Annotated in this window: 6 protein-coding genes; 4 read left to right on the top strand and 2 right to left on the bottom strand. The window is 67.8% G+C overall.

Features of this window, described 5'->3' with window-relative positions:
* The coding region (locus tag G3O06_RS44045) for a DNA translocase FtsK (protein ID WP_241020549.1) at positions 1–3,656 on the top strand (3,656 nt) is incomplete at its 5' end.
* A 97-nt stretch (positions 3,657–3,753) separates the two neighbouring features.
* Here the strand turns inward: G3O06_RS44045 and G3O06_RS44040 are convergent.
* Positions 3,754–4,998 carry a lactonase family protein gene (locus tag G3O06_RS44040; RefSeq protein ID WP_205819826.1) on the bottom strand — a complete coding sequence of 415 codons (1,245 nt, stop codon included), beginning with the start codon at positions 4,996–4,998 and terminating at the stop codon, positions 3,754–3,756.
* Positions 4,999–5,164: 166 nt separating this feature from the next.
* On the opposite strand from G3O06_RS44040, the gene G3O06_RS44035 reads away from it, so the two are divergent.
* Positions 5,165–6,994 carry a glycoside hydrolase family 15 protein gene (locus G3O06_RS44035; RefSeq protein WP_174971757.1) on the top strand — a complete coding sequence of 610 codons (1,830 nt, stop codon included), beginning with the start codon at positions 5,165–5,167 and terminating at the stop codon, positions 6,992–6,994.
* Between the two features lie 212 nt (positions 6,995–7,206).
* Positions 7,207–8,646, top strand: a complete 1,440-nt coding sequence (gene phaZ / locus G3O06_RS44030) for a polyhydroxyalkanoate depolymerase (RefSeq protein ID WP_205819825.1) — start codon at positions 7,207–7,209, stop codon at positions 8,644–8,646.
* An 88-nt stretch (positions 8,647–8,734) separates the two neighbouring features.
* On the opposite strand, the gene G3O06_RS44025 is transcribed toward phaZ, so the two are convergent.
* Positions 8,735–9,367, bottom strand: a complete 633-nt coding sequence (locus tag G3O06_RS44025; RefSeq protein ID WP_129512661.1) for a TetR family transcriptional regulator — start codon at positions 9,365–9,367, stop codon at positions 8,735–8,737.
* 156 nt (positions 9,368–9,523) lie between these two features.
* Here G3O06_RS44025 and rsxB point away from each other — a divergent pair.
* On the top strand, positions 9,524–10,144 hold a 621-nt coding region (gene rsxB / locus G3O06_RS44020; RefSeq protein WP_205819824.1), incomplete at its 3' end, for an electron transport complex subunit RsxB.

The following is a 10,144-nucleotide window of genomic DNA, read 5'->3' as shown; positions in this document are numbered from 1 at the left end:
GTGCGCAGTCGGACGATGCCGGGCACGCGGCGGCGGCAGCTGCAACCGTGGCCGGTATGGCCGCGGCAGCAGCCGGCATTGCAACGCCGGCAGCAGCGGCCGTGCCGACCGGGACCGCCTTTGCGGCCCACGGCCTCGCGGCGCATGACGCCGGTGTTCCGCTCGCACACGATGCGGCGCCGGCGTACGACGAGAACGCACCGATCGTGCTCGACGCGTTCATGCCGGCAGCGCCCGCTGTCCATGCACCGGTTGCCGATGCGGGCACCGTGGCGTTCGACGCCACCGCACCGCACGCGCAGTGGAATACCGGCATCGACGATGCCGCGTTCCCGCATCACGCCGATGACGAGATCCGGCACGCCGACGATGGCCCTGCCGCGCCTGCGGCGGAAATCACGCCCGCGCCGGCGTTCGACGCGTCCGCCTGGAACCCGGTCGCCGAGTCGACGACGGACGTGACGGGATCGGAACCGGCCAATGCCGCGTCCGCCCAACCCGGGACGGAGGCTGCTCCCGATATCGCCGGGAGCAAGCCGCCGGCATCGCTCGATACTGGCAACACGTACACGGCGCAACCGGCTCCCGCAATCGATCGCACGGCATCGGCAAGCGTGTCGCAGGGTATCGTCGATGCACACGCCGACGTAAAACCCGCCGGGAACATCGCACCGTTCGCGGCCCTCGCCTCTTCGCCGATCGGCGAAGCGACGTCGCGCGCAAGTACCGAAACCAGGCCGTTTGCGGCTGCGTCGGCACCAGCCGGATCGGGTGCTGCACCGGAAGCCGCCAAGCTGGACACGGTGGAACCTGTGGCGCCGCTGTCGGCAATCGCTCAAGGCACCGCACCGGCAGCGGCATGGACGTGGACGCCTTCGACAGCGCAGCCGGCCACGACGAACACGCCCGTCACCGCGGAATTGCCGAAATCGCCGGTTGCGGCTCAACCGTTTGCCGCCGTGCAAACGGCTTCGGCCAGCACTGCGTCGCCGCTCGTCGGCACCGCCCACGGTTCCACCGCGCAAGCGCCTGCATCCGCCTCGGGCATTGCGCCTGTCACCGTTACCGCCTCGTCGGATGGTGTGATCGGCACGGCATCCGGTTCGCTGGTTCAACCGGCTGCGTCGACCGTTGCAGCCGTCGCACCGGCATCCCCGATTGGCGTGACCGGCGCTTCGTCGGCTCCGCTTTCGCAGCCGGCCGCTTCGGCATCCACCGTTGAATCTGCCGCGTCGACATCCTCGTTCGGCGTGACCGGCGCTACGTCGACCTCGATTTCGCAGCCGGCCGCTCCGGCATCGACCGCTGCATCCGTCGCGCCAGCATCACCGATTGGCGTGACCGGCGCTGCGTCGGCTTCGACCGTTGCATCCATCGCGTCGGCGCCCCCGGTTAGCGTTGCGGACACGACTTACGGTTCGTTCCCCCGCGCATCGACACCCGCATCGCCCGTTGCGCCCGCCGTGACGCCGTCGACGGCCAGCCCGACGGCCTCGACATCCGGTTCGAGCACGCCGGCGATCGCAACCACGACGCCCGCGAATGTTGTGTCCGGCTCGGTCGCTGCACTGTCGTCCGCGCTCGCTCCGACGCATCTGGCCACCCCGTCAACCTCGTCGACGGGTACGACATTCGGCACATACGGTACCTCCAGCGCAATCGCATCACAGCCGGCCGCAAGCCTGCCCGTGCCGCCGGCCTCTACCGCCACGACGGCAACGTCCTCCGGCGCAGTCGCACCGATCACCGCCGCCGCAGCGACTCCAGCGCAACCGATCGCCAGCTCGCCCGTCGCTCCGGCCGGCTCGCTGACGTCCTTCGGCGCAACCACCGCGGCGCTGGCTCCGTCGACCGCTTCCGCGCCTGCAGCAATCGAAGCCACGACGTTCGCCCCCCCGCCCGCCTCGGCCTCGTCGCCGGCAAGCTGGTCCGTGTCGAATGTCTCCGCAGTACCGGCAGCCCCATCGGCCACGGCTCCGCAACCCGTAGCAACAATCCCCGGCGCGAGCCTGTCCGCACCGGCGGCCGTCACGACCGTACCGGCGATCCCCACTGCCCCGCCGGCCGAAGCGGCCACCATGGCAACCGAACCTGCCGCAGCAGGCTCCCCAGCCCCCGACACCCCCGCGCGCCCACCGCGCCCGAACGCATTCGAATTCCACGCACCCGCGTCGTTCAGCGTCGAACTGCCGACGCTCGACCTGCTCGAGCCTCCATCCGGCGACGTCGAAACGATCACCGACGAACACCTCGCGCAGACGGCGCAGGTGATCGAACAGCGGCTGCAGGAATTCAAGGTGCCGGTGACGGTGGTCGGCGCGTCGGCCGGCCCCGTGATCACGCGCTTCGAGATCGAACCCGCGCTCGGCGTGCGCGGCAGCCAGATCGTCGGGCTGATGAAGGACCTGTCGCGCGGCCTCGGCCTGACGTCGATCCGCGTCGTCGAGACGATTCCCGGCAAGACCTGCATGGGCCTCGAACTGCCGAACGCGAAGCGCCAGATGATCCGCCTGTCGGAAATCCTCGAGTCGCGCCAGTACCAGCACTCGGCCTCGCAGCTCACGATCGCGATGGGCAAGGACATCACCGGCCACCCGGTCGTCACCGATCTCGCGAAGGCGCCGCACATGCTCGTCGCGGGCACGACGGGCTCGGGCAAGTCGGTCGCGATCAACGCGATGATCCTGTCGCTGCTGTACAAGGCGACGCCCGAGGACGTGCGGCTCATCATGATCGACCCGAAGATGCTGGAGCTGTCGGTCTATGAAGGCATCCCGCACCTGCTCGCGCCGGTCGTCACCGACATGAAGCTCGCTGCGAACGCGCTGAACTGGTGCGTCGGCGAGATGGAGAAGCGCTACCGGCTGATGTCGGCCGTCGGCGTGCGCAACCTCGCCGGTTTCAACCAGAAGATCCGCGATGCGGAAGCGAAGGAAAAGAAGATCGGCAACCCGTTCTCGCTGACGCCCGAGGATCCCGAGCCGCTGTCGACGCTGCCGCTGATCGTCGTCGTGATCGACGAGCTGGCCGACCTGATGATGGTCGCCGGCAAGAAGATCGAAGAGCTGATCGCCCGCCTCGCGCAGAAGGCGCGTGCAGCCGGCATCCACCTGATCCTCGCGACGCAGCGTCCGTCCGTCGACGTGATCACGGGGCTGATCAAGGCGAACATCCCGACGCGCGTCGCGTTCCAGGTGTCGTCGAAGATCGACTCGCGCACGATTCTCGACCAGATGGGCGCCGAATCGCTGCTCGGGATGGGCGACATGCTGTTCCTGCCGCCGGGCACCGGTTATCCGCAGCGCGTGCACGGCGCGTTCGTCGCCGACGAGGAAGTACACCGGGTCGTCGAGTACCTGAAGCAGTTCGGCGAGCCGCAGTACGAGGAAGGGATCCTCGACGGCCCGGCCGCCGACGGTGCAACGCAGGACCTGTTCGGCGATGCGCCGGACGCGGAAGCCGATCCGCTGTACGACGAAGCCGTCGCGTTCGTCGTGCGCACGCGGCGCGCGTCGATCTCGTCGGTGCAGCGGCAGTTGCGCATCGGCTACAACCGCGCCGCGCGCCTCGTCGAGCAGATGGAGGCGGCCGGGCTCGTGTCGCCGATGGGCGTCAACGGCAGCCGCGAGGTGCTCGTGCCGGCCTCGGCCGACTGAACGCGGCGGCCGGTCGGCCGCCGTCAATCGATACAGGCGCCCCGGGAAACCGGCCGCCCCAAAAAAAGGGCGCTGCATCGGCAGCGCCCTTTTTCTTTTACTGCACCGGCACCAGCTTGAAGTCGACCGGCTTGCCGACCGCCACCTTCTGCGGATTCGGGCCGAGCTGACCCGTTTCGACATTGCGGCTGAACACGTAGAACGTATCGCTGTCCTGGTTGCCGACGATCAGCCACTTGCCGGTCGGATCGATCAGGAACTCGCGCGGCGTCTTGCCGAGGCTCGACTGGCGGCCGACGTGCTTCAGCCGCCCATCGGCCTGATTCACCGCGTAGATCACGAGATCGTTCGCGTCGCCGCGGTTGCTCACGTACAGGAAGCGGCCGTCCGGCGACAGGTGGATCGCGCCGCCACCGACCTTGCCCTTGAAGCCCGGCGCGGTCATCGACACGGTCTCGACCGGTGACAGCTTGCCGTCGTGGTAGCCGAACACCTCGACCGATGCGTTGAGTTCGCTCGTCACGTACGCGTACCGGCCGTCGGCGCCGAACACCATGTGACGCGGGCCCGAGCCCGCCTTCACCGGCGTGTAGCGCGTGTCGGTCGGGCCGATCAGCCCGCGGCTGCCGTCCACCGTGTAGCGGTAGCCGTAGATCTTGTCCGCGCCGAGATCCTGCACGAACAGGTAACGGCCGTCCGGCGAAAACACCGTCGAATGCACGTGCGCGCCGTCCTGGCGGCCCTTCACGGGCCCCGTGCCCTCATGGTGCACGGTCAGCGCGGCCTGGCCGACCGCACCGTCGTCGCGCAGCGGAAACACCGCGAAGCTGCCGCCCGGATCCTTCGCGACCGAGTAGTTGGCGGTCACGAGGTACTTGCCGTCCGGCGACAGCGCGAGATAGCAAGGATCGTTCCCTTCCGACGACACGCGGTCGATGAAGCTCAGCGCGCCCGTCTTCGCGTCGAAGCGAAATGCGCTGACGCCGCCGCGCGTCGTCGCCGGCCCGTCGTCGCCGGGCAGTTCGTTGACCGCGTAGACGGTGCGACCGTCGCGGCTCGGCAACAGGTACGACGGATTCACGGTCTTCGCCGACGACACGGGCGCGACGCTGCCGGTTTTCGTATCGAAGCGGTAAACATAAATCCCGTCGCTGCCGCCACCCGTATAGGTGCCGACGAGCAGGTTGTAGACGCCGTCGGCCGGGGCGGGCGATTGCTGCGCAAATGCGTGGGTCGCGGAAAGGGAGAGCACGATCGCGAAACCTTTCATCCAGTGAGCGAGCCTAAGCGGGAACCCTCGTGTCGAAGCGCGTGCGTCACGCTCGCGTAAACGGTTGGGCATTGAATCCTCCTTGCATCGAGTCGCTTCAAGTGTTGAGATAGGACGAAACGCCGGCCGTTCATGCGCTCCGCCGCCCGGCCGAGTATACGGGGCGCGGCGCCAGCGCGTGAAGCCTTGGCCACCGCCGTCCGCATTGTGAACTCGAATACCCAAGGATCGCCTGCCCATGCCTGCCCTGATCGAAGACTACGCCCTCGTCGGCGACGGCCACACCGCCGCGCTGATCGCTAAAGACGGCTCCGTCGACTGGCTGTGCTGGCCCCGCTTCGATTCGGGCGCCTGCTTCGCGGCGCTTCTCGGCACCCCCGAGCACGGCCGCTGGCTGCTCGCGCCGGCCGCCGACGCCGCGATCACGCACACGACGCGCCGCTATCGCGGCGACACGCTGATTCTCGAAACCGACTACGAAAGCGCCGACGGTGCCGTCACCGTGGTCGACTTCATGCCGCCCGGCAACGGCTGGTCCGAACTGGTGCGGATCGTCGTCGGCCGCCACGGCACGATGAAGATGCGCATGGAGCTGGTGTTGCGCTTCGACTACGGCTTCTCGATCCCGTGGGTCACGCAGCTGACCCGCGAGGACGGCATGAAGGCGATCGCGGGCCCCGACACCGTCGTGCTGCGCACGCCGGTGCCGCTCACCGGCGAAAACCTCCATACGCTCGCGGAATTCACGGTGAGCGCCGATGAGCGCGTGCCGTTCTCGCTCAGCTACGCGGCGTCGCACCTGCGGCTGCCGCCCGCGCGCGATCCGCTGTCGATGCTCGCGCGCACCGAAAACTACTGGCTCGAATGGTCGGGCCGCTGCCAGGTGCAGGGCCGCTACGCGGCCGCCGTGCGCCGGTCGCTGATCACGCTGAAGGCGCTCGCGTACGAGCCGACCGGCGGCATCGTCGCCGCGCCGACCACGTCGCTGCCCGAGAAGATCGGCGGCAACCGCAACTGGGACTACCGCTACTGCTGGCTGCGCGACGCGACGATCACGCTGCTCGCGCTGATGCGCGGCGGCTACTACGACGAGGCGCGCGCGTGGCGCACGTGGCTCGGCCGCGTGATGGCCGGCTCGCCCGAACAAATCCAGATCATGTACGGGATCGCCGGCGAGCGCCGGCTGCCGGAAATGGAGCTCGACTGGCTGCCCGGCTACCAGGACTCGAAGCCGGTGCGCGTCGGCAACGGCGCCGCGAACCAGCTCCAGCTCGACGTGTTCGGCGAGGTGATGGCCGCGCTGCACCTCGCACGCGTGGGCGGCCTGCAGGCCGACGACACGGTCTGGTCCGTGCAGTGCGCGCTGCTCGACCATCTCGAGAAGATCTGGCAGGAACCCGACGAAGGCATCTGGGAAACGCGCGGCGGCCGCCGCCATTTCACGTTCTCGAAGGTGATGGCGTGGGTCGCGTTCGACCGCGCGATCAAGTCGGCGGAGATGTTCCGGCTGCCCGGCTCGCTCGACCGCTGGCGCGCGCTGCGCGACCAGATCCATGCAGACGTATGCAACAACGCGTGGCACGAAGGCAAACAGGCGTTCGCGCAGAGCTACGGGAGCGACGAGCTCGACGCGAGCGTGCTGCTGATGCCGCTGCTCGGCTTCCTGCCGCCGGAAGATCCACGCATCGTCGGCACGGTCGAGGCGATCGAGCGGGAATTGCTGCACGACGGGCTCGTGATGCGCTACCGCACGACCGACTACGACGACGGCCTGCCGCCCGGCGAAGGCACGTTTCTCGCTTGCAGTTTCTGGCTGGTCGACAACTATGCGCTGCTGGGCCGGATCGACGACGCGCACCGCCTGTTCAGCCGGCTGCTCGCACTGTCGAACGACCTCGGGCTGCTCGCGGAGGAGTACGACCCGGTGGCCGGGCGGCTCGTCGGCAACTTCCCGCAGGCGTTCTCCCACGTGGCGCTCGTGCATACCGCGATGAATCTGATGCACCACGAAGACGCAATGGCGCGCGCAGCCGGCCAGCCCGCGCCGGCCGTCGCGACGGGGCGCTGAACGGGGGCACGAGCAGCTTGGTCAGAGAACGTCAAATCGCAAAACTTTGATGAAAAATCGGGGAAATGTTGCATTGCACCACCCATCGTTGTCCGATATGATCGACGCGATTGTCCGGCTGCAGTGCAACATGGCCGGTCGCTGACCCACACGGCACGCCGCGACGCCCCACGCCGCCCTTGCGCACCGTCCCCCACGCGGGAGTAGTCTGCATGCTTTACCAACTGCACGAATTCCAGCGCGCCATGCTGAGCCCGCTGACGGCCTGGGCCCAGGCCGCGTCCAAATCGTTCGCCAATCCGTCCAGCCCGTTCTCGCTGATGCCGGGCGCGACGCGGATGGCCGCCGCGTACGAACTGATGTACCGGCTCGGCAAGGATTACGAGAAGCCTGAATTCAACATTCATCAGATCGTCAAGGACGGCCACAACATCCCGATCGTCGAGCAGACGATCGTCGAGAAGCCGTTCTGCCGGCTGCTGCGCTTCAAGCGCTATTCGGACGACGCCGACGCCGTCACGCAGCTGAAGGACGAACCGGTCGTGCTGGTCTGCGCGCCGCTGTCGGGCCACCACTCGACGCTGCTGCGCGACACCGTGCGCACGCTGCTGCAGGATCACAAGGTCTACATCACCGACTGGATCGACGCGCGGATGGTGCCGATCGAGACCGGCCCGTTCCACCTGCACGACTACATCGCGTATATCCAGGAGTTCATCCGTCACATCGGCGCGCGCAACCTGCACGTGATTTCGGTGTGCCAGCCGACGGTGCCGGTGCTCGCGGCGATCTCGCTGATGGCGAGCCGCGGTGAGGACACGCCGCTCACGATGACGATGATGGGCGGCCCGATCGATGCGCGCCGCAGCCCCACGTCGGTGAATTCGCTCGCCACGCAGCACTCGACCGCATGGTTCGAGAACAACGTGATCCATACGGTGCCGGCGAACTATCCGGGCGAAGGCCGCCAGGTGTATCCGGGCTTCCTGCAGCACACGGGCTTCGTCGCGATGAACCCGGAGCGGCACGCACAATCGCACTGGGATTTCTACCAGAGCCTGCTGCGCGGCGACGAGGATGACGCCGAAGCGCACCGCCAGTTCTACGACGAGTACAACGCGGTGCTCGACATGGCCGCCGAGTATTACCTCGAGACGATCCGCGTCGTGTTCCAGGAATTCCGGCTGGCCGAAGGCACGTGGGATGTCGAAGGCGAGCGCGTGCGTCCGCAGGACATCAAGCGCACTGCGCTGATGACGATCGAAGGCGAACTCGACGACATCTCCGGCAGCGGCCAGACGCATGTCGCGCACGAGCTGTGCACGGGCATCCCGCAAGACGATCGCCGCAGCCTGACCGCCGAGAAGTGCGGTCACTACGGGATTTTCTCGGGCCGCCGCTGGCGCACGATCATCTATCCGCAGCTGCGCGACTTCATCCGCGAGCATGCGCCGGAGCCGAAGCACGGCGCGACGAAGGATGTCCCGGAAGCGCCGGCAGCCACGACGCGCGCCACCGTGGCGAAGCGCACACGCGCGAAGGCGCCGGCCAAGGCTGCCGCACCGGCTCCCGTCAAGGCTGCTCCGGCCGCGAAACGCGCCGCCGCCGGCAGCCCGCGCGTAAAGGCCGTGCGCACACGCAAGGCCGCCTGACGCACCGCGTTCAGACGAAAAAACGCCGCCGTTGCCTGCGCACGGCGGCGTTTTTGCATCCAGCGGCCGCTTCAGCGCGGTCAGCGCATCAGCGTCGCAGCAGATACGCGAGCAGCACTTCGGTGTTCATCCGGACCATCTCCGCGCGCTCGTCGGTGTCGGTGAAATCGCGGCCGAGCGTCGCGGCGAGCGTGAAGCGGTTCGACACGATGTAGTAGCCGAGCCCCGACAGCGTCACGTAGAAGCGCAGCGGATCGACGTCGGTGCGGAACAGCCCGGCCTTCTGGCCGCGCGTCAGCACGTTGCCGAGCTTCGCGACGATCGGCGACATCATCTCGCGGATCCGCGTCGACTTGTGCAGGTAGCGCGCTTCGTGCAGGTTCTCGTTGTTGATGAGCCTGAGCAGTTCCGGATGGTCGCGGTAGTAGTCCCAAACGAAATGCGCGAGCCGCGTGACGGCTTCGACCGGCGCGACGCCGTCGAGGTCGAGCACGCGTTCGGCCTCGGTCAGCGCGGAGAATGCGTGTTCGAGCACGGCCGTGAACAGCTGCTCCTTGCTGCCGAAGTAGTAATAGAGCATGCGCTCGTTGGTTTCGGCCCGGCGCGCGATCTGGTCGACGCGTGCGCCGAACAGCCCTCCACTCGCGAACTCTTCGGCTGCCGCCATCAGGATGCGGCGGCGCGTACCTTCAGGATCTCTTTTGATTTTTGGCTGATTCATGGTGGCGTTTTGCTATGTGAGCCGCTTGATCCGGACCGGCACCCCCACCGCCTTGGCGCCGGCCGCCCTGGAACGGGCGCGCCGCGTGCGGCCGCCCTCCTGCTGAGCCCCTGCAAAAAAGCGGTTCGATTATGCGCACAGACGGCGTCCAGCGCAATGCGGGAAATCGGCGATAATCGAGCTTTGGCAAACCTTTCCGGCCGCGCCCGACGCGGTCGAGAGCCATTCGGCGCCGCTGCGCCCGTTGTCACCGTGACCGATTCCAAGACACTCGCAGATCGCATCGAAGATCTGCTTCCCCAGACGCAATGCACGAAGTGCGGCTATAACGGCTGCCGCCCGTACGCCGAGGCGATCGCCGCCGGCGACGCGAACTACAACCAGTGCCCGCCCGGCGGCGCCGAAGGCATCGCACGCCTCTCGAGCCTGCTCGGCAAACCGGTGATTCCGCTGAACCCCGTCAACGGCAGCGAGCATCCGCGCGCGGTCGCCTTCATCGATGAAAGCCTGTGCATCGGCTGCACGCTGTGCATGCAGGCGTGCCCGGTCGACGCGATCGTCGGCGCGCCGAAGCAGATGCATACGATCATCGAGTCGCTGTGCACGGGCTGCGACCTGTGCGTGCCGCCCTGCCCGGTCGACTGCATCGCGATGCTGCCGGTGACCGGCGATCGCACCGGCTGGGACGCGTGGTCGCAGGAACAGGCCGATGCCGCGCGCGAACGCCACGACCTGCGGCTCGCGCGCCAGCGCCGCGAACGCGAGGCCGCCGAAGCA

It is taken from the genome of Burkholderia sp. Ac-20345 (assembly GCF_017104825.1).
In the GTDB taxonomy this organism is placed as follows: domain Bacteria; phylum Pseudomonadota; class Gammaproteobacteria; order Burkholderiales; family Burkholderiaceae; genus Burkholderia; species Burkholderia lata_B.
Note: the sequence above shows the minus strand (reverse complement) of the source record. Positions and strands in the feature narration are given on the sequence as shown.

Excerpts from the sequence above, each read along its gene's own strand:
- G3O06_RS44040 (WP_205819826.1), bottom strand. The coding sequence starts at position 4,998 with ATGCCCAACCGTTTACGCGAGCGTGACGCACGCGCTTCGACACGAGGG.
- G3O06_RS44035 (WP_174971757.1), top strand. The coding sequence starts at position 5,165 with ATGCCTGCCCTGATCGAAGACTACGCCCTCGTCGGCGACGGCCACACC.
- phaZ (WP_205819825.1), top strand. The coding sequence starts at position 7,207 with ATGCTTTACCAACTGCACGAATTCCAGCGCGCCATGCTGAGCCCGCTG.
- G3O06_RS44025 (WP_129512661.1), bottom strand. The coding sequence starts at position 9,367 with ATGAATCAGCCAAAAATCAAAAGAGATCCTGAAGGTACGCGCCGCCGC.